At 68.1% G+C, this 19231-nt stretch carries 18 protein-coding genes; 6 read left to right on the top strand and 12 right to left on the bottom strand.

The window, feature by feature from the left end; genetic code table 11:
- Positions 1–26: 26 nt before the first annotated feature.
- The 4 genes from DLJ53_RS29090 (at position 27) to DLJ53_RS29075 (ending at position 4937) form a co-directional block, all read left to right on the top strand.
- Entirely contained in the window at positions 27–1190 is a 1164-nt protein-coding gene (locus DLJ53_RS29090) for a WD40/YVTN/BNR-like repeat-containing protein (RefSeq protein WP_111351752.1), read from the top strand.
- A 380-nt stretch (positions 1191–1570) separates the two neighbouring features.
- Complete coding sequence (locus DLJ53_RS29085; RefSeq protein WP_111351751.1) at positions 1571–2878, top strand: AAA family ATPase; 1308 nt, start codon at positions 1571–1573, stop codon at positions 2876–2878.
- A gap of 5 nt (positions 2879–2883) precedes the next feature.
- Positions 2884–3972, top strand: a complete 1089-nt coding sequence (locus DLJ53_RS29080) for a ParB N-terminal domain-containing protein (protein ID WP_111351750.1) — start codon at positions 2884–2886, stop codon at positions 3970–3972.
- A 416-nt stretch (positions 3973–4388) separates the two neighbouring features.
- Positions 4389–4937, top strand: a complete 549-nt coding sequence (locus DLJ53_RS29075) for a riboflavin biosynthesis intermediates N-glycosidase (RefSeq protein ID WP_111351749.1) — start codon at positions 4389–4391, stop codon at positions 4935–4937.
- A gap of 143 nt (positions 4938–5080) precedes the next feature.
- On the opposite strand, the gene repC is transcribed toward DLJ53_RS29075, so the two are convergent.
- The 7 genes from repC to DLJ53_RS29040 form a co-directional block, all read right to left on the bottom strand.
- Positions 5081–6433, bottom strand: coding sequence for a plasmid replication protein RepC (repC, locus tag DLJ53_RS29070; RefSeq protein WP_111351748.1), 1353 nt, complete (start codon positions 6431–6433; stop codon positions 5081–5083).
- A gap of 786 nt (positions 6434–7219) precedes the next feature.
- On the bottom strand, positions 7220–8056 hold the full coding sequence (locus DLJ53_RS29065) for an ATP-binding cassette domain-containing protein (protein ID WP_111351747.1): 837 nt from the start codon (positions 8054–8056) through the stop codon (positions 7220–7222).
- A complete protein-coding gene (locus DLJ53_RS29060; RefSeq protein WP_111351746.1) occupies positions 8053–8919 on the bottom strand; it encodes an ABC transporter ATP-binding protein in 867 nt (288 codons plus the stop codon). The genes DLJ53_RS29065 and DLJ53_RS29060 overlap by 4 nt, the downstream gene beginning before the upstream one ends.
- 4 nt (positions 8920–8923) lie before the next feature.
- Positions 8924–9790 (bottom strand): ABC transporter permease subunit, encoded by an 867-nt coding sequence (locus tag DLJ53_RS29055; RefSeq protein WP_404801211.1) that lies wholly within the window; start codon positions 9788–9790, stop codon positions 8924–8926.
- Between the two features lie 73 nt (positions 9791–9863).
- Positions 9864–10871 (bottom strand): ABC transporter permease subunit, encoded by a 1008-nt coding sequence (locus DLJ53_RS29050; RefSeq protein WP_111351744.1) that lies wholly within the window; start codon positions 10869–10871, stop codon positions 9864–9866.
- 51 nt (positions 10872–10922) lie between these two features.
- The gene (locus DLJ53_RS29045) at positions 10923–12518 is read right to left on the bottom strand and encodes an ABC transporter substrate-binding protein (RefSeq protein WP_111351743.1); all 1596 of its coding nucleotides are present in this window, start codon (positions 12516–12518) and stop codon (positions 10923–10925) included.
- 390 nt (positions 12519–12908) lie between these two features.
- On the bottom strand, positions 12909–13691 hold the full coding sequence (locus DLJ53_RS29040; RefSeq protein ID WP_111351742.1) for a hypothetical protein: 783 nt from the start codon (positions 13689–13691) through the stop codon (positions 12909–12911).
- Positions 13692–13912: 221 nt separating this feature from the next.
- Between DLJ53_RS29040 and DLJ53_RS29035 the strand changes: the two genes are divergently transcribed.
- Positions 13913–14188 (top strand): ribbon-helix-helix domain-containing protein, encoded by a 276-nt coding sequence (locus DLJ53_RS29035; protein WP_111351741.1) that lies wholly within the window; start codon positions 13913–13915, stop codon positions 14186–14188.
- Positions 14169–14522 (top strand): type II toxin-antitoxin system RelE/ParE family toxin, encoded by a 354-nt coding sequence (locus DLJ53_RS29030; protein ID WP_111351740.1) that lies wholly within the window; start codon positions 14169–14171, stop codon positions 14520–14522. Before DLJ53_RS29035 ends, DLJ53_RS29030 begins: the two co-directional genes overlap by 20 nt.
- Positions 14523–14528: 6 nt before the next feature.
- On the opposite strand, the gene DLJ53_RS29025 is transcribed toward DLJ53_RS29030, so the two are convergent.
- The 5 genes from DLJ53_RS29025 to DLJ53_RS29005 are packed head-to-tail and all read right to left on the bottom strand — an operon-like array spanning position 14529 to position 19113.
- Positions 14529–15260 carry a maleate cis-trans isomerase family protein gene (locus DLJ53_RS29025; RefSeq protein WP_111351739.1) on the bottom strand — a complete coding sequence of 244 codons (732 nt, stop codon included), beginning with the start codon at positions 15258–15260 and terminating at the stop codon, positions 14529–14531.
- Positions 15261–15267: 7 nt separating this feature from the next.
- Complete coding sequence (locus DLJ53_RS29020; RefSeq protein WP_111351738.1) at positions 15268–16068, bottom strand: ABC transporter permease; 801 nt, start codon at positions 16066–16068, stop codon at positions 15268–15270.
- Complete coding sequence (locus DLJ53_RS29015; RefSeq protein WP_111351737.1) at positions 16068–16916, bottom strand: ABC transporter permease; 849 nt, start codon at positions 16914–16916, stop codon at positions 16068–16070. The genes DLJ53_RS29020 and DLJ53_RS29015 overlap by 1 nt, the downstream gene beginning before the upstream one ends.
- A 14-nt stretch (positions 16917–16930) precedes the next feature.
- Positions 16931–17980 (bottom strand): extracellular solute-binding protein, encoded by a 1050-nt coding sequence (locus DLJ53_RS29010; protein ID WP_111351736.1) that lies wholly within the window; start codon positions 17978–17980, stop codon positions 16931–16933.
- Positions 17981–18003: 23 nt separating this feature from the next.
- On the bottom strand, positions 18004–19113 hold the full coding sequence (locus DLJ53_RS29005) for an ABC transporter ATP-binding protein (protein ID WP_111351735.1): 1110 nt from the start codon (positions 19111–19113) through the stop codon (positions 18004–18006).
- Positions 19114–19231 lie beyond the last annotated feature (118 nt).

Below are 19231 nucleotides of genomic sequence, written 5' to 3'. Positions count from 1 at the left end.
TCGCCCGCAAAATAAGCAGGCCTTATATGGCGGCAGATGGCGTAACGGTCCTCGTCGGAACCACGAAGGGCACCTTCCTCGTTGCCGGCGACGAACATCGCGAGGGGTGGACCGTCCACGGGCCCTACTGCGACGGGTGGAGCATCAATCACGTCGTCGGCGATCCGGCCACCGGGACGATCTGGGCCGGCGGCGGCGGGGACTTCCACGGGGCCGGCGTCTGGCGCTCGACCGACGGGGGCAAGTCGTGGACCCTCGCCCGCCTCACCAAGGGCATGATGGACGACTGGGCGGCGAACGACCCGTCGTTCGCCGAGATGATCGGCTGGACCGCCGAGCCCCTCCCCTACGGCGACAGCTTCTCGCAGATCTGGAGCCTGTGCTTCGCCAACGGGACGCTCTACGCCGGGACCAAGCCCGCCGAGCTTCTGACCAGCGGCGACGGCGGCGAGACGTGGCGGAAGGTGGAGGGCCTCGCCAACCATCCGTCCCGCGAGAGCTGGTCACCCGGCGGCGCCGGACTGGTCCTCCACACCATCGTGCCGCATCCGACCGACCCGGGGACGATGTGGATCGGCATCTCCGCGGCCGGCGTCTTCGCCACGGAGGACGGCGGCGCCACCTGGGAGCGGCGCAACCGCCTCTCCAACGCACAGGGCGCCTCGACGCATACCCACCCGGCCGGCCCGCGCGACGGCGAGACCGGCCACTGCGTCCACAACATGGTGCGCGCGTCGGGCGATGCGGACGTCCTCTACCAGCAGAACCACTGCGGCGTCTGGCGATCGGGCGACGGCGGCCGGAGCTGGGACGACATCACCGACGGCCTCCCCTCGACGTTCGGCTTCCCGATCCGGGTCCACCCGCGCGACGCCGACACGATCTGGACCATCCCGCTGAACGGCGACATGGCCGGCCGCTTCCCGCCGGACGCCGCGGCTGCGGTCTGGCGCTCGCGCGACGGCGGCCGGACCTGGCAGGGCATGCGCGAGGGGCTGCCGCAGACGTCCTGCTACTTCACCGTCCTGCGGCAGGCGATGGCGGGAGACCGGCGCGAGCCCGCGGGCGTCTACTTCGGCACCAACAGCGGTTCGGTCTTCTTCAGCGGCGACGCCGGCGAGAGCTGGAGCGAGGTCGCCCGTCACCTGCCGACGATCCTCTCCGTCGAGGTGCTCGACCGCGCGGTCTGACCACCGCCCGGGTGTGCCTCCGCGGGCCGGCCACGGACGGCACGGCCCTCCCCTCTCCGGCCGTCAAGACAGCCGGCAATCGCGTTATTCCGTCGCCGATCCGCACTTGCGGGATTCTGAGGGACCGCTGCAAAAAGCCGGGACGATTTAAGCGGGCATTAAGGATAATGTCCGATGATGCATCTGAGTCCAACTCCGACGCCCACCTGCCACCCCAGTTCGGACGGAGCTTCCTGCGGTGTCATCAAGCTTTGCGTCGACAGGCCACAGACTCGAACGTCCACGTTCTTCGGACCCTCAATGAACACCCGATACAGATTTTGCGCCTCGCCCGAAGCCCCGCTAATCGGAGCGGGATGGCCGAACATGCGAGACGCCGGATGAGGGACCATACCGACCTCCTCACGATGAACGAGCGGAGCCTCGCGCAGCAGTCCGCGGTGCGCAAGGCGACGTTCTCTCCTTCCGAGACCAAGTCGCTCCGGCCGTTCTCGATCTGGGAAATCTCCACCTTCATGTTCGATATCGCGGCGGACACGCTGCGCAAGAAGCTGGCCGACGACCCCTCCCTCCCCCAGGGCCACGTCGAGGACGACGGGCGCCAGCGCTGGTTCACGCTCGACGAGATCAACGAGCTTCGCCGCCGGGTCCGCCTGCGCGGCAAGTCGCTGCTGCCGGAGCGGCCTGGCGGCCGGGCGATGCGCGTCGCGGTCTCCAACTTCAAGGGCGGCGTCGGCAAGACGGTGGTCGCGCAGCACTTCGCCAATGCTGCCGCGCTCGACGGCTACCGCGTCCTCGTCATCGACTTCGACCCGCAGGCGACGCTCACCCACTCCATGGGTCTCACCGAAGTGAAGGAGTGGAACACGGTCTGGGGCATCATGTGCCGCGACCTCTGCCGCGAGGCGGACCGGATCGCGGCGAGCTTCGATGACCCCGACGACTGCCCCTACCCCGCCTCGGACGAACTGCCGGAGTCGGTGCAGTCGATCGGCGCGCAGCGGTTCCAGGACTTCATCCAGAAGACCTGCTGGCCGACCATCGACATCATCCCGTCCTGCGCCAACGCGGCGTTCGTGGAGTTCGCCAGCGCGCAGTACCGCTCGCTGCACAAGGCGTGGTCGTTCTTCGGCTGCGTCGCGCGCTATCTCGACGAGCTGCCGGACGACCAGTACGACCTCATCATCTTCGACTGCCCGCCGGCGATCGGCTACCAGTCGCTGAACGCGGCGTTCGCGGCGGACATCCTCTACATCCCCTCCGGTCCCGGCTACTGGGAGTACGATTCCACGACGAGCTACCTCGGCCAGCTCGGCGACGCGCTCGCCGACATCGCCGAGGGCTACGCGACCTTGGCCGAGGACGCCGGCATCGCGCTGCCGAAGCGGTTCGCGGACGTCCGTCTGCTGATGACGCGCTACGAGTCGTCCAATCCGCTGCACTCGGCGATGATGGGCGCGTTCCGCAACGTCTTCGGGGCGGACGTGTGCGCCAACCCGATCGAGATGACACGGGCGGTGGAGCAGTCCGGCCGGTTCCAGATGTCGGTCTACGAGCAGGACTATCGCAACATGACGCGTGATACGTGGAAGCGCGCACGGCAGAGTTTCGACCGCGCTTACGCGGAACTGCGTGAGACGGTGTTGACGGCCTGGCGCGCCGAAGCGAGCAGCAACCGGAAGGGGTGAGACCCATGCGAAGCGGCAACAAGTTCGGGTTCGGACCGCTGGAAGAGGTGACCACCACGAAGCGCGAACGCTCCGTCGGGCCGATGGGCGCGGCCGTCCGCGAGGCGGCCGAGAGCCTGCAGGAGACCACCGAGGCGAAGATCGAGCAACGCCGCAGGAACGCCGAGGACGCCAAGTCCTGGCGCTCCGCGCAGGTCGAGGGCCGGGTGCTGGTGACGCTCCCGCTCGGCGACATCGAGACGACGGACCTGCCGCGCGACCGCCTCGACCTCGACGCGGTCGCCGGGTCGGACGAGATGGAGGAGCTGAAGTCCTCCATCCGGGCCCGCGGCCAGAAGGAGCCCGTCGCGGTCTACCTCGACGACGCGGGGCGTTACCAGCTGAAGCAGGGATGGCGGCGCCTGACCGCGCTGCGACAGCTTTTCGCCGAGACGGGCGACCCGTCCTTCGAGCAGATCGTCGCGCGGGTGGAGCCGGGCGAGGCGGGCGCGGCCGCCAACCGGGTGACGCGCTACATCGACATGGTCGAGGAGAACGTGATCCGTGAGGATCTGACCTTCGCCGAGATGGCGCAGGTGGCGATCGCGGCTGCGGCCGACCCGATGGTCGACGGCGACGACGCCGAGGCGATGGTCGGCCGGCTCTACGGCTCGCTCCACAAGATGAAGCGGTCCTACATCCGCAGCTTCGTCTTTCTGCTGACGGAGCTGAAGGGGTCGCTGAAGTGGCCGAAGGAGCTGAGCCGTAACGTCGGCGTCGACCTCGCGCGGATCGTCAAGGCGCAGCCTGAGCGTCTCGACGGTCTGCAGACGGCGCTCGCCGCGTGCGCCACGCCGGACGAGCAGGGGGCCGCGATCGCCGCCATCCTGTCTTCCGGCGAAAGCGAGCGGAGCCCGCGCAAGGCGGCGCCCGCGACCCGGCGCGACAAGGTGGAGTTCCGTGTCGGCGCCATGAGGATCACCGCCCGCGACGGCGAATGTCGCATCGTCACCGACTGGGACTTCACCGACGTCCCCCGCGAGACGCTCGAGCGCGCGATCCAGCGCTTCGAGGATGAACTCGGCCTCGCCATCCCAAAATCCAGCGCGGCGTAACCCACGGGTTACCGGCAGCGGTCGGCCCTTCGGCCGAAAGCACAGAGCGGCCCGGGTAACCCGTGGGTTACCCGGGCCAGCGCCTTCGAAACGCATCGAAATCACTCCGACCGATCAGTCCGTTTTCGGGAAATACGCCCCTTACGGTAATCCATTACCATATCGGTAAATGAAGACGCCTTCGAAAGACGGTCATTCCAGATGTGCGGAAGGAACCCCGACTGCCGCATCCGGGTCCGATTCCGGTCAGAGCCGGGGTGGGGAGGGCGACCCGGCGCATCACGACGTGACGGTAACCCCTTTCGCGACGACACCGGCCACACCTCTCGTCTGACCCGACCGATCGGCGAACGCGAGCACACATCCGAAACCCGTGCATTGCGCATCCGGGCGGGACCGCACTAGAGGGTGGATGCATGGACTACGACCGTGCCCACCTCGAAACAGCGTTCAAGTCCAAGTCGCGCCTGAAGTTCCTGTACTTCTGGGGGCACCAGCCCGCGAGGGACGGGCAGCTCACCACCGCCTGCTTCAGCCAGTGGTGGCCCGCCGCCTTCGAGGTGGACGGCATCCGCTATCCGACCGCCGAGCACTGGATGATGGCCGAAAAGGCGCGCCTCTTCGGTGACGAGCCGGCGGTGCGGCAGATCCACATGGCCGCAAGCCCGAAGCAGGCGAAGCAGATCGGGCGGGACGTGCGCGGCTTCGATCAGGCGACCTGGGACCGGGAGAAGCGCCGTATCGTGACGGAGGGCGGCCTCGCGAAGTTTTCGCAGAACCCGGCGCTCGGGACGTTCCTCCTGTCCACCGGCGACAGGGTTCTCGTCGAGGCGAGCCCGGTGGACCGGGTGTGGGGGATCGGCCTTGCGGCGGACGACAAGCGGGCGGCCAACCCGCTCCAGTGGCGCGGCGAAAACCTCCTCGGCTTCGCCCTCATGTGTGTGCGCGACCGTCTCCGGGGCTGACGGCCCGCGTCGGGGCTCAGAGCTCACGGCGGCTCCGACGCGCACGGCGCGTGACCGGACCGGTGTCACCCGACACCGCCGACCGGAACCAGCCTCTCGCGCGCAGTCCGGGCTCGGTCCAGGTGCCCGGCAGGGCAGGGGGCCTACGTCCCCATCCGGCGGCGGCGCATGGCGAGGAGGTCGGCCGCGAGATCGATCTTGCCGGACGCCACCATCCGGACGAAGGCACGCAGGTATCCACCGGGATTGCGGATGCGACTGTCGCCGCCGCGATTGAGGTCGTCCTCGTAGAGCTGCGTCACGTAGATCACCGCGACGGCTGCCCGCAGCGGCCCGATCGAGGCAACTGCCTCCGTCCACACCGTCTCGTTGGCGCCCAGCATGGGCCGCAGGAACGCGCCGAGGGCGACCACCTCCGATGGCGTTCGCGCCGGGCGGCCGTACGCCATCGTGGCGGGGCAGGCCTCGCGGATCGCGGCGGGGACCAGATCCGCAGCGAGGCCGCCGACCGGCTCGGCCTGTGCGGCGGCCCCCGGGGAGGGGCGAACGCGGCCGCCCGGCTCCGTTCGTCCCGCCGCCGTCATCGTCTCGCGGACTTCGTGCTCCTGCACTTCGTGCTCCTGCACTTCGTGCTCCTGCACTTCGTGCTCCGGGGGCTCGTCCTGCGAGCCGGATGAACCCGCAGATGCGGAGCGGCCGCCGTCCGGCACGGCTTCGCCGCCTTCATCCTTTCGAAAGCCGCTGTAACAAGTTTCACTAGAAGAATCGTTGTTGTCTTTATTGTGCCGGCACGTGGTGCCGCCATTGCCGGCATGAAAGAACGAACGTTCGACGGTGCAGCGAAGCGTCGACCAGGCGTCCAGCAGGCCAACGGGCGGCATCGCGGTGCCGCGCCTCGGGGTCCGGGCGAGGAGGGCGTCGTACTCCTGCTCCATTTCCGGCCGCCACATCTGCGGGTAGGTTTCGCGGAGCGCGTCGATCGCCTCCTCGGTGGCCCGCCGGGCGATGGTGATCTCGTCGAACGCGCGCTTGATCCGTTGCCGTTCGGCCTTCAGCTCGGCCACCCGCCCGGCCCAGCTCTCGCGCTGTGCATAAAGCGGGGTGAGGTCGAAGCCGAACGCGTCCACCGTCGTCCCGGCGGCATCGCGCACGGCATAGCGCTTCCCGTTGGGCGAGTCCTTGGGGACGATGAGGCCGAGGTCCGTCAGGGCGCGGAAGGCGACGCGCAGCGCCCGTTCGGACAACCCGGTCCGCAGGATGAGATGCTCGTTGGACGGCCACACCAGCAGCCTCTCCCACGGCTGCTCGCCCCAGTTGGCGACGAGCTCGCTGAGCACGAGGCGCAGCGTCGGCCGCAGGCCGAGCGCCTCCTGCGCCAGGCGGTAGGCGGCCGAAAGCTCCTTGCGCGTCACAATCCGGCCCGAATCGAGCGCGTGCTGACCGGCGACCAGGGCAGCATGTCTCAGCCGCCGGCCTCCGGAGGATGCAAGCTGCATCTCTCCCTCCAACAGTCAGGCAAAGCGGGAGGGTTCACCGGCGTCGGTGTTGTTGACACGATTCGCGGAGGGAGGCATAAGGGCTGTGCAGTAAGACCCTTCGCCACCACCGTGGTGAAGCCCAAAAGGCCTCGAAGCGCCAACTTCGGGGCCTTTTACTTTGCCGAGTTACATCACATGGTCTCCCGATCCTCTCGGTTGACCGTTTCCATTGCCGCGCTTCCGGCCCTCCGGCACACTCTCGACCCGACCGGACACGCGTGCAGTCTCGCGCGACGGCCCGCATGCGCCACGGCGCCATCGCCCGGTCGCCTCGCCAAAGGCGCCGGTCGTGGAGGCCTTGCGCACCACGGGTCCCATCGTATCGATCCTGCGTCTCCCACGTCTCGGTCGGTTCGCCTCGGGGCCAATTGCGGACAATGGGGAGGATTGCCCGATTCCGTGTCCGGTGTGGAGTCGCCCGACGCCATTTCGATGGCCTAATTCCGAACGGGCGGGGAAAGATCGGGATTACGCCCCACGGAACCGAAAGTCGGGACGATCAGGGATTCCGCCGCAATACGGTACCTTTCATCCTCGGCAAGGCGCCGGATCGGCAGGAATCGCGGGCAGATCCACGATTTCGACGAATCGACTCCATGGTAAACAGCGGCTTTCCGGAATCCATCGCTCTCGACGGATCGGCGGGCTCGTCCCGTAATTTCTCCGCCGCCGCCGGAAAGCCGCTCTTTGCCCTGCGCCCGGCGCATCGGGGGACCACAGGGCCCCCGCGCGCCGAACAGTCCCTCAGAGGGCGGCCTCGGCCTTGGCGGCGAGGCGGGCGCGGATGGTCTCCACCGTGGCCCGGGGCGTCGCGGCAAAGAGGGTCTTCGTGTAGCTGTGCTGCGGATCGGCGAAGATCGCATCGCGCGAGCGGTGCTCCACCACCTCGCCGTAGTACATCACCATGACGTCATCGGCGATGTAGCGCACGACCGAGAGGTCGTGGCTGACGAAGACGTAGGTGAGGCCGAACTCGTCCTGCAGGTCGGCGAGGAGGTTCAGGATCTGCGCCTGCACCGACAGGTCAAGCGCGGACACCGGCTCGTCCAGCACCAGGAGGAGGGGGTTCAGGATCAGCGCACGGGCGATCGCGATACGCTGCCGCTGCCCGCCGGAGAACATGTGCGGGTAGCGGTTGTAGTGCGCATGGGAGAGGCCGACCTTGACCAGCATGTCCATCGCCAGGTCGCGGCACTCCGCGGCGCTCTTGTCGGTGTTGAGCTTCAGCGGCTCGGTGAGGATGTTGCCGACTTTCTGGCGCGGGTTGAGCGAGCCGTAGGGGTTCTGGAACACCATCTGCACCTTGCGCCGCAGCTCCGGCGTGATGCGCCCGGCGGTGATGTCGATCGGCTTGCCGTCGATCAGCAGGGTGCCGGAGGTGGGCGGGTCGATCATCGCGATGATGCGGGCGAGGGTGGACTTGCCGCAGCCGCTTTCGCCGACGATGGCGAGCGTCTTGCCGCGCTCCACCGCGAGGTCGATCCCCTTCAGCGCCCGCACGGTACGCGGCCGGCCGAAGAGGCCGCCGGGAACGTGATAGTCGCGGGTGATGCCGCGGGTCTCGAGGGCCGTTTCGGTCATCGTGCGGCCTCCCCGGCGGTGGGGTCCTTGTAGTCGGCGATGGTCGGGAGCCGCGATCCCGTCGCGTTCTCCGGCAGGGCGGAGAGGAGGGCGCGGGTGTAGGCGTTCTGCGGGCTCTCGAACAGGGACAGGACGTCCGCCTCTTCCATCTTGCGGCCGTTGTACTGGACGATGACGCGGTCGGCGGTCTCCGCCACCACGCCCATGTCGTGGGTGATGAGGATGAGCCCCATGCCCCGCTCCTGCTGCAGGCGCAGGAGGAGGTTGAGGATCTGCTTCTGGATCGTCACGTCGAGCGCGGTCGTCGGCTCGTCGGCGATGAGGAGTTTCGGCTCGCAGGCGATCGCGATGGCGATCATCACGCGCTGGCACTGTCCGCCCGACATCTGGTGCGGGAAGGACTTCAGCCGCGACTTCGGCTCGGGGATGCCGACCGCCTCGAGGAGCTCGATCGCCCGCGCCCGACGCGCCCGGCGCGACAGGCCGAGGTGGGTGGCGAGCACCTCCTCGATCTGGAAGCCGACCGTGAAGCACGGGTTGAGGCTCGCCACCGGCTCCTGGAAGATCATCGAGATGTCCTTGCCGATGATCTCCCGCCGCGCCTTCGGAGTGAGCGCCATGAGGTCGTGACCCTCGAAGCGCATGACGTCGGCGGTGACGGTCGCGGTCGGCGGCAGGAGGCCCATGACCGCCAGCATCGCGACGGACTTGCCGGATCCGGACTCGCCGACGATCGCCAGCACCTCGCCGGTGTCGACCCGGTAGGAGGCGCCGTCGAGCGCCTTGAACGGGCCATTGGAGGTGTCGAACGTGACGCTGAGGTTCTCGATCTCGAGGAGCGGCCCCGAGGATGGATTCGTCATGGCCTCAGCTCCGCTTCAGCTTCGGGTCGAGCGCATCGCGCAGCCCGTCGCCGACGAGGTTGATGGCGAGCACCGTGAGGAGGATCGCGAGACCGGGGAAGGTCACCACCCACCACGCGCGCAGGATGAACTCGCGCGCCTCCGCGAGCATCGTGCCCCACTCCGGCGTCGGCGGCTGCGCGCCCATGCCGAGGAAGCCCAGCGCCGCGGCGTCGAGGATCGCGTTGGAGAAGGAGAGGGTGCCCTGCACGATCAGCGGCGCCAGGCAGTTCGGCAGGATCGTCACGAACATCAGCCGCAGGTTTCCCGCCCCGACGACGCGCGCCGAGACGACGTACTCGCGCCGGATCTCGGAGATGACGGCCGCGCGCGTCAGCCGGGCGAAGTGCGGCTGCAGGACGAGCGCGATGGCGATCATCGCGTTGACGAGGCCCGGCCCCAGCACCGCCACCAGCACGAGCGCCAGGAGCAGCGACGGGAAGGAGAGGATGACGTCCATGATGCGCATCAGCACCACGTCGACCCAGCCGCGGAAATAGCCCGCCACGAGGCCGATGAGGACGCCGCCGGTGACCGCGATCGCCACCACGCAGATGCCGACGAAGAGCGAGAAGCGCGCCCCGAAGATCAGCCGCGAGAGGATGTCGCGCCCCAGGGGATCGGTGCCGAGCACGAACTGCGAGGAGCCGCCCTCCAGCCAGAAGGGCGGGACGAGCAGGAACTCGCGGTACTGCGTGTCCGGCGCATGGGGGGCGAGATAGGGTGCGAAGATCGCCGTCAGCACGAGGGCGATGAACACCACGAGGCCGATCACGGCGCCGCGGTTTTGACGGAAATAGTGCCAGAATTCCGCGAGCACGGCGGCACGCATCCGCCATGCGGAGGTGACCTGCTCGGCCTGCGGAGCGTCTTGGAGACGGTCGGTCATCGAAGGTGCCCTCGCGTCATTTGTGCCGGATCCGGGGATTGATGAGGCCGTAGAGCAGGTCCACGACGAGGTTCACGACCATCACGAGCCCGGCGATGAGGACGAGTCCGCCCTGCACGACCGAGTAGTCGCGACGCGAGATGGAATCGACCATCCACTTGCCGATGCCCGGCCAGGAGAAGATCGTCTCGGTGAGGATCGCGCCGGCGAACAGCACGCCGACCTGGAGGCCGATGGTGGTGATCACCGGGATCATCGCATTGCGCAGCGCGTGGAGGCCGATGACGCGGCGCGGCGGCAGCCCCTTGGCGCGTGCGGTGCGGACATAGTCCTCCGCCAGCACCTCCAGCATCGCCGAGCGCGTCTGCCGCGCGATCACCGCGAGCGGGATCGTCCCCAGCACGATGGTCGGCAGGATGAGGTGGGAGACCGCGGACGCGAAGGCGCCCTTCTCGCCGGAGAGCAGCGCGTCGATCGTCATGAAGCCGGTGACCGTCGGGAAGTAGTACATCAGCGAGATGCGGCCCGACACCGGCGTCCACCCGAGGACGCCCGAGAAGAGGATGATGAGGAGGAGGCCCCACCAGAAGATCGGCATCGAATAGCCCGTCAGCGCGACGCCCATAGTCGCCTGGTCGAAGAACGACCCGCGTTTGACGGCGGCGACAATGCCGGCGGGAATCCCGATGATGACGGCGAACAGCATCGCGAAGACGCTGAGCTCGAGCGTCGCCGGGAACAGCGTCAGGAACTCCTGCAGGACAGGGCGCTTGGTGCTGATCGAGTTGCCGAAGTCGCCCTGGAGCAGGTTGCCGACGTAGGTGAAGTACTGCTCCCAGATCGGCCGGTCATAGCCGAACTGGACGAGGAGCTGCTGATATCGCTCGGGGGCGACGCCGCGTTCCCCGGCGAGCATCATCACGGGGTCGCCGGGCAGAGCGCGCGGGAAGATGAACGCGATCAGCGTGATGCCGATGAAGGTGGGAATGATGAGGCCCAGACGGCCAACGATAAATCGAAGCATTACACTGTACCGACGGGCGCGGGCGGTGAGGGCCCGCGCCCGTCATTGCACTTACTGGCTGAGGCTGACGCCGTCGAACCAGTGTCCGCCCAGCGGATCCATCACGTAGCCCTCGACGTTCTTGCTCATCGGCATGAAGACGACCGAGTGGGCGATGGTGTCCCACGGCGCCTCGCGTTTGAAGATGACCTGCGCCTCGGCGTAGAGCTCGGCGCGGGCCTCCTGGTCGGCGAGGGTCTTGGCCTCCTGGATGAGGTCGTTGAACTCCTCGTTGCACCACTGCGCGCGGTTGGCACCGCCGACGGCGTCGCAGCCGAGCAGCACGGCGAGGAAGTTGTCCGGGTCGCCGTTGTCGCCGGTCCAGCCGAGCAGCACCGCGCCGTCGCGCTTCACGTCCTTGGAGCGCTCCAGGTACTCACCCCACTCGTAGGAGACGATCTCGACCTTGACGCCGATCTTGGCGAGGTCGGACTGCATCACCTCCGCCATGCGGCGGGCGTTGGGGTTGTAGGGGCGCGAGACGGGCATCGCCCAGATCTTCATGGAGAGGTCGGTCACGCCGGCGTCCACGAGCATCTTCTTGGCGGTCTCGGGGTCGTAGGGATCGTCCTCGACGGCGTCGTTGTAGGACCACATCGTCGGCGGGATCGGGTTCTTGGCGATCTCGCCCGCGCCCTGGAAGACGGCGTCGAGGATCGCTTTCTTGTCGATCGCCATGTTGAGGGCCTTGCGGACCTCGACCTGGTCGAACGGCGCCTGCTGGGTGTTGTAGGCGAGGTAGCCGACGTTGAGGCCCTGCTGCTCCATCACGTTGAGGTTCGAGTTGTCCTGCAACGCCTTGATGTCGGCCGGGGCCGGGTAGGGCATCACGTGGCACTCACCCGCCTCGAGCTTCTGGCGGCGGACCGACGGGTCGACGGTGATCGCGAAGACGAGGTTCTTGATCGCCTGCTCGCCGCCCCAGTAGTCGGCGAAGGCCTGATAGCGGATCACGGCGTCCTGCTGATAGCCGACGAACTGGAACGGACCGGTGCCGATCGGCTCCTGGTTCAGCATCTCCTTGCGGCCGGCCGAGTCGAGCTGGTCGGCGTATTCCTTGGACACGATGGACGCGAAATCCATCGCCATGTTGGCGAGGAACGGCGCCTCCGGACGGGTCAGGACGAACTTGACGGTATAGTCGTCGACCTTCTCGATGTCCTTCACGAGGTCCGGCATCGACATCGCGTTGAAGTATTCCCACGAGATGCCGCTCGTGTACTCGTGCCACGGATTGTCCGCTTCGCGCTGACGGTCGAAGGTGAAGAGGACGTCGTCGGCGTTGAATTCACGCGTCGGCGTGAAATAGTCCGTGGTGTGGAACGGAACACCCTGGCGAAGGTGGAAGGTGTACTCGGTGCCGTCGTCCGACACCTCCCAGCTCTCGGCGAGGCCCGGCTGAACCTCGGAGGTGCCGCGCTTGAACTCGACCAGTCGGTTGTAGATCGGCTTCGAGGAGGCATCGAAGGTGGTGCCGGCCGTGTAGGGGGCCGGGTCGAAGCCTTCCGGCGATCCTTCCGAACAATAGACGAGCGTCTGGCTGAAGGCCGTTCCGGACAGAAGACATGCCAGCGCGGTGGTGGCGGCCAGCAGTTTTACATTGCGCATTCTTGCTCCCTTTTATGATCGTCGGTCGCCCCGTCATCACTGACCGGACGTGCGTCGTTCGCACTCATAAGTTCGGCTGATCGCGATCGCCGTCCAGCCGGCCACCGACTTATTGGCAGTCCCGCCACACGGTCTACCAAGTTCGCCATAGACGACTTTCAATATCGTCGATTTTATGGCGCGCCAGCCCATGGCGAGGCGCGCCAGTGTGTCTTCACACTCGCGGTCTGTCACGATTTCGTGCGCGGTCGGGCAGGGATTGTGACAGGACGCCGCAGAGGCGCGCTATGTGCGCCTCACCTTGAGCGGCGAGCGCCAGCTCGCAGGACCCGGGCGGATCAGTGGCACCTTATGGGTGCGCCGGGAGGAGCGCCGGCGCCCGCGAGGCGGCTAGAAGCGCAGGACGCCGCTGACGACCGGGCCGTGCAGGATCGTGTCGAACTCGTACCCGTCGTCCGAGTAATCGACGCCGACGGCGCGGTAGCCGGCGAGCAGCGAGACGTGCTTGTTGAACTCGTACCCGACGGCCGCCAGCACGTCCCAGTCGATGTCCGAGCCGACGCCGAAGCCGCCGATCATGCCCCAGCCCGTCAGGTACATGGGCCAGCTGCCCTTGAGGCGGCCCTTGGCGCCGATCATCGGGTCGACCCAGGTCTCGGTGTCCTTCAGGTCGAAGGTGCGGCCGTCGACAGCCCTGAGGTCGAGGTCCGCCTTGACGCTCCACACGCGGGCGCCCGCCATCACGTCGAGCGAGGACTGGTCCTGCTGGAGGACGCGGTACTCGGCCATGGCGGTGCCGGCGAAGATGCTGGTGCCGACGCTCACGTCGACGTAACCGTCGAGCACCGAGGCGGAGCTGGACGTCTTGGTGTAGAAGAGGTCGGTGAAGAGGCCGAACCGGTCGTAGCGGATTTCGCTCGCCGCCATCACCGCGATGTCGAGATCCTCGAGGATGTCGCCGAAGCTGAGGTTCACGTCCGCCGGGCCGTAGCCGCCGACGCCGACCTTGCCGTCCAGTCCCGCGCCCCAGAGGTAGACGCCGGCGGTGACGCTCCAACGCTTCTCGAACTCTTCCTGGGGAATCGGCGCCGCGAGACCGAGGTCGGCGGCGTGGGCGGCGATCGACGTGGTCAGGGTGGCCGCCGCGAAACACGCGGCAATCAGGGAGCGCATGGATCGATCATCCTTTCCGAGAGACAACCGTTCGTCGCTTGCGTCGGTGACGGAATCCTAAAACCATGGCGTGCGGCCGGATCAATCGAATCTGCGCATACGGTACCGCCGACGGACACCGTGCCCGGCGCGCTGTCACCCTTCGGCAACGTCCACGTGCCACGGCCGGCCGGCTTGACATCGGTGCTACCCAGTCACACCTTGAAGGGTGAGGTGTCCCAATGACCGTCAAATCATCGATCTCATTGAGCGACGAGCAGCACGCCTTCGCCCGCGCGCTCGTCAGCTCCGGCCGCTACTCCAGCGTCAGCGCCGTGCTGGCCCAGGGACTGGAGCTCCTGAAGGCACGCTCGGAAGCCGAGACGCTGGAGACCGAGGCGCTGAGGCTCCTGCTGGAGGAGCGCCGCCGGGGCCCGTTCGTCTCCGCCGGGGAGATGGGCGACCGCCTGACGGCCATGGTCGAACGCAAGCGGCGCGATGCCGGCCTACAGGGTTGAGTTCGCCGCCGACGCCGAGCGCGACTTCGAGCTGATCTTCGACTTCCTGGAGGAGAGCTACCGCAGCTTCGGCGAGGACGCCGGGGAGGCGATCATGCACGCCGCCCGCCGCGTCGAGGCGATCCGCATCGCCGCGGTGGCGCTCGGCCGCGCGCCCCACCGCGGGACGCTGCACCCGCAGATGATGGCGGACCTGCGGCACGTCACCATCGAGCAGGCGATCTACTGGTTCCTCGTCGACGAGGAGACGCGGACCGTGCGCGTCCTCGCCATCTTCTTCGGCGGTCAGGACCACGTCCGCCGCATGCTCGCCCGCCTCCTCGACCGGCGCTGACCGCGCCTAGGCGCTCCCGGACCGCATCGAGAAGAGGCGGCCCCAGCCGGTGATCGGCGACGGGTCCGCCCCGGCCGCGTCGAGCGCGCCCCACAGGAAGGCCGACACGGTGTCGATGAGGGGGATGTCGAACGCCGCCTCGAACCGCTCGGCGAGGCGGGCGCCGCGCATGTTGGTGCACATCACCACCACCGCGTCCGGCCGCGCCTCCGCCACCGCCTCGAGGTCGGCCCAGATCGTCTCCTCGTCGATCAGCGCGAAGTCGTAGTTGACCGAGATGCCCCGGTGCCGCTCGGCGACGCACTCGTAGCCGGCCGCGGCATAGACCTTCAGGATCCGCTCCTGCACCGCGTCCACGTAGGGGCTCACGAACGCGATCCGCCGCGCGCCGAACAGCCTGAGGAGCTGGTTGACCGCGATGACCGCCGACGTCGTCGCCACCTCGAACCGGTCCGAGAGGGCGGCCGCGAGCGCCTCGTCGCCGGCAAAGCCCATCCACGCCGGCGACGTCCCGTTCCAGCCCATCACGTGGACGTTCGCATCGGCGAGGAGGTCGGCCGCCGGATAGAACGCCTCGGGCGCGAACTGGGCGAGGGCGTCGCCCTCGGTGGAGATGGTGGTGACGCGCAGCCGCGCGACGTGGGCCGTCACGTCCGGCAGCGCGGTCAGGATCTCCGCGCTCAACGGCTCCAGCACGGTGTTGGAGGAGGGGGTGATCATTCCAATTCTGACGGTCATAGTCCGATTATCTCATGTGCCTTGATAGACCGACGGCCCGCTCGAACAGGACGAGGCACAGGAGCGTCAGTCCGACGAGGATGCCCGAGGCCGCCGCCGCCCTCACGTCGAGGCTCGCCTGGATGATCTGCCACAGCCGGATGGGCAGCATCTCCGTACGCGCATCGGAGACGAAGAGCGACACGGGGATGTTGTCGAACGACCACATGAAGGCGAGGAAGGCGCCGGCGATGATGCCCGGGCGGATGAGCGGCAGCGTCACCCGGCGGAACGTCATGAAGGGCGAGGCGCCGAGGCTCGTCGAGCTCTCGATCAGCGCCGGGTCGCTGCGGGCGAGGCTGGCGATCGTCGTGCGCAGCACGAAGGGGACGGAGATGATCGTGTGCCCGACGATCAGCCAGGTCTTCGACAGGGCGAAGCCCGCCGTCGTCACCACCATCACCAGGGCGAGGCCGAAGGCGAGCGCCGGCAACACCAGCGGCGACATGAAGAGCCCGTCCAGGAACCGCGCCCAGCGCGACCGGCTCGCGTGGAGGTGCAGCGCCGCCGGGACGCCGAGGAGCACGCACAGCGTCGTGGCGATCGCCGCCACCTCGAAGCTGTTCCACGCGGCACGCAGGATCTGCGGCGAGTTGAAAAGCTCGCGATACCAGCGCAGCGAGTAGGACTCGGGCGGGAACTGCAGCGAATACGAATCCGTGAAGGACGTGATGAAGATGATCACCGTCGGCGCGATCAGGAGCGCCACGGCGAGGAGGGTCACGCCCACCACCACGAGGTTGAACGACAGCCGGTCCCAGCGCGCCATCAGCGGGCCCCCTCGACCGCGCGGGACTGCGCCAGCAGGTTGGCCGCGAACATGATCCCCACGACCGACAGCGTGAACACCACCGAGATCGCGGCGGCGAACGCGAAGTTCTGCAACGAGATCGCCTGCTGGTAGATGTACTGCGGCATGTAGATGAGCCGCCCTCCACCGATCACGGACTGCGTCACGAACGCGGTCGCCGACGCCGCGAACACGAGGAGCCCGCCCGCCACCGCGCCCGGCAGCGTCATCGGCAACGTCACCTTGAGGAACGTGCGCCACGCGCCCGCGCCGAGCGAGGTCGACGCCTCCTCGACGCCGGCGGGGAGCTGCTGCAACGCCGTGATCAGCGGCAGCACCATCAGCGGGAGCTGGATCTGCGCGAGCGCGACCACGACGCTCATCTCCGTGTAGAGGAGCCGCAGCGGCGCCGGGGCGAGGCCGAGGTCGACGAGCGCGCCGTTGACGATCCCGTTCCGCCCCAGGATGACGAGCCAGGCGAAGGTGCGCACCACGACGCTCGTCAGCAGCGGCATGATGATTGCGAACATCAGCAGCGAGCGCGTCCACCCGGACAGCCGCTGGTAGGCGAGGGCGACCGGATAGCCGAGGACGAGGCACAGCGCCGTCGTCAGGAGCGCCAGGCGGATCGTGTCCCACAGGATCCCGAGGTTGATCGCGTTGCTGACGAAGGTCGCGTACTGCGTCAGGCTGAAGGTGAGCGGCATCGTGCCGTCGGTGAAGCTGAGCGTCGTCATCAGCGCCAACGGCAGCACGAAGAAGAGTCCGAAGAAGATCGCGAGCGGCAACGACAGTTGCCGCTCGCCCAGGGTGAAGACCCCGCGCATGGGACGATCCCGCGTCAGAGACGGATCTCCTGGTTGAAGCGCTCGATGAGCTGGGGCCGCGTCTTCACGATGGTCGGCCAGTCGAGCAGGATGCCCTTCTCCAGCAGGTCGCCCATGTCGGACGCGATCCTCGCGACTTCGCCCCCGAACGTGACGTCCTTGTTGGTCGGCACGAAGTAGAACGGCGGGTCGAGAAGCTTCTGCTGCACCGCCGCGGCGATCGCCGTGTCGATGTACTGGGCCGCCAGTTCCGGCGCCTTGGTATTCTTCACGACATGCATGCTGGTGCGGATGAGGACCGGCGCGCCCTGCGGGATGACGTAGTCGACGTCGACGCCCTTCTCCTTCAGCAGCATGACGTTGTTGAAGTAGTTCGGCGCGATGTCGACCTCGCCGGTCTGGAAGAGCGCCGCCAGCGCGCCCGGGCTCGGCGCGATCGCCGCGACGCTCGGCAGGAGCTCCTTCATCTTCTGGAAGGCCGGCTCGTAGTCGGTCTCGCCGCCGCCGAGGCGCTTGGCGATCTCCGTCATGTACGAGGTGCCGAGGGAGGAGCCCATGCCGGTCAGGCCGACGCGGCCCTTGTAGTCGTCCTTCCACATGTCCAGCCAGTCGGTCGGCGGCGGGACCTTCTTCGGGTTGTAGGCGAGGACGATGATCTGCACCGTCACGGTCGGGCCGTAGCCGCCGTTCGCCTCGCCCTGGAATTCGGCCGGCAGGCCGGCGAGGTTCGGCGTCTCGGGGTAGGGCTGCAGGATGTCCTTGTCGAGGGAGGCGAGAAGCGGGCCCTCGTCGAAGATCACCACGTCATAGGGCGGGTTGTTCTTCGCCGCGGCGATCTTGGCGACCTGGTCGACGCCCAGCAGCGGGGTCAGGATCGCGTCGGCACCGCTCTTCTCGGCGAACGCCGGCAGGAGGATCGACCGGTAGGCCTCCTCGAAGCTGCCCGGGTAGGAGGTGGCGACGATCTCGTCGGCCGCCCAGCCCATCCGCGGCAGCGCCGTGGATGCGCCCAGCGCGGCCGCGGTTCTGAGCAAGGTTCTGCGGTTCAGCGTATGACGCAACATAGCGGTGTCTCCCTGTTGACGGGTTAGGCGGAAGGCTGGGGTGCGCCGGCGGGAAAGACCGACAGGGCCTCCCCGCCGGCGAGCGTGAGGCCGATGCGCTCGCCCTCGGCGACAGGTGCCGCGAGACCGCGCGGGACGAGAACCTTCACCGAGGGTCCGCCCTCGATGGCGATGTCGTAGATCGTGGCGGGGCCGAGCGGCATCGCCATCACGGAGCGGCCGGTCAGCGCCTCGCCGCCGGGCGCGCCGAGGCGCCACCCCTCCGGCCGCACCGAGACGAGCACCTGCGCGCCGACCGGTCCCGGGGCCGGCTGCGCGACGTCGAGCGCCGCTCCCCCGGCGAACGCGAGGCGGCAGCGATCCGCCCCGGTCTCGGCGACCGTCGCGGCGATGAGGTTGGTCGTCCCGATGAAGCTGTTGACGAAGACGTTCGCGGGGCGGTCGTAGACCTCCGTCGGCGCGCCGTATTGCTGGAGCCGGCCGTCGGAGAGGACGGCGATCTTGTCCGCCATCGTCATCGCCTCTTCCTGGTCGTGCGTGACCATGACCGTGGTGATGCCGAATTCGCGCTGGATGCGGCGGATCTCGATCTGCATGTCGAGGCGCAGGTTCTTGTCGAGCGCGCTCAGCGGCTCGTCCAGCAGGAGGAGGCGCGGACGGACCGCGAGCGCCCGGGCCAGCGCCACGCGCTGCTGCTGGCCGCCCGACAGCTCGCTCGGCCGGCGCTTCGCGAGATGGCCGAGCTGCACCAGCTCCAGCATCTTTGCCACGGTACGGCGCGCCTCGTCCGCCGGCGTGCGGCGGGCCTCCAGTCCGTAGGCGACGTTTTCCGCGACCGTCATGTGCGGGAAGAGGGCGTAGTTCTGGAAGACGATCCCCATGCCGCGGCGCACCGCCGGGACGTGCAGGATGGACGCGCCGTCGATCCTGATGTCCCCCGCCGTCGGCCGGACGAAGCCGGCGACGGCGCGCAGCAACGTGGTCTTGCCGCAGCCCGAAGGCCCCAGAAGCGCCACCAGATCCCCCGGCGCGATGTCGAGCGTCACGTCGTCGATGGCGAGGGTGCCGCTGTAGCGGTGCGTGATCGCCTCGAGACGGAGGGCGTGACCCGCGGGGCGCGCCGCGTCCGCCATCAGTGCGTCTCGTCCTGGGCGCCGCCGGCGGCGCTGCGTCGATGGAACATCCCGAACCCCGATGACATGGCCGGCAAACCCCGACCCGCCTGCCGTTTCGCCCTCCGAACATCGCAAG

The organism is Acuticoccus sediminis, assembly GCF_003258595.1.
GTDB classification, from domain to species: domain Bacteria; phylum Pseudomonadota; class Alphaproteobacteria; order Rhizobiales; family Amorphaceae; genus Acuticoccus; species Acuticoccus sediminis.
This window is presented reverse-complemented; position numbering and strand designations above follow the sequence as displayed.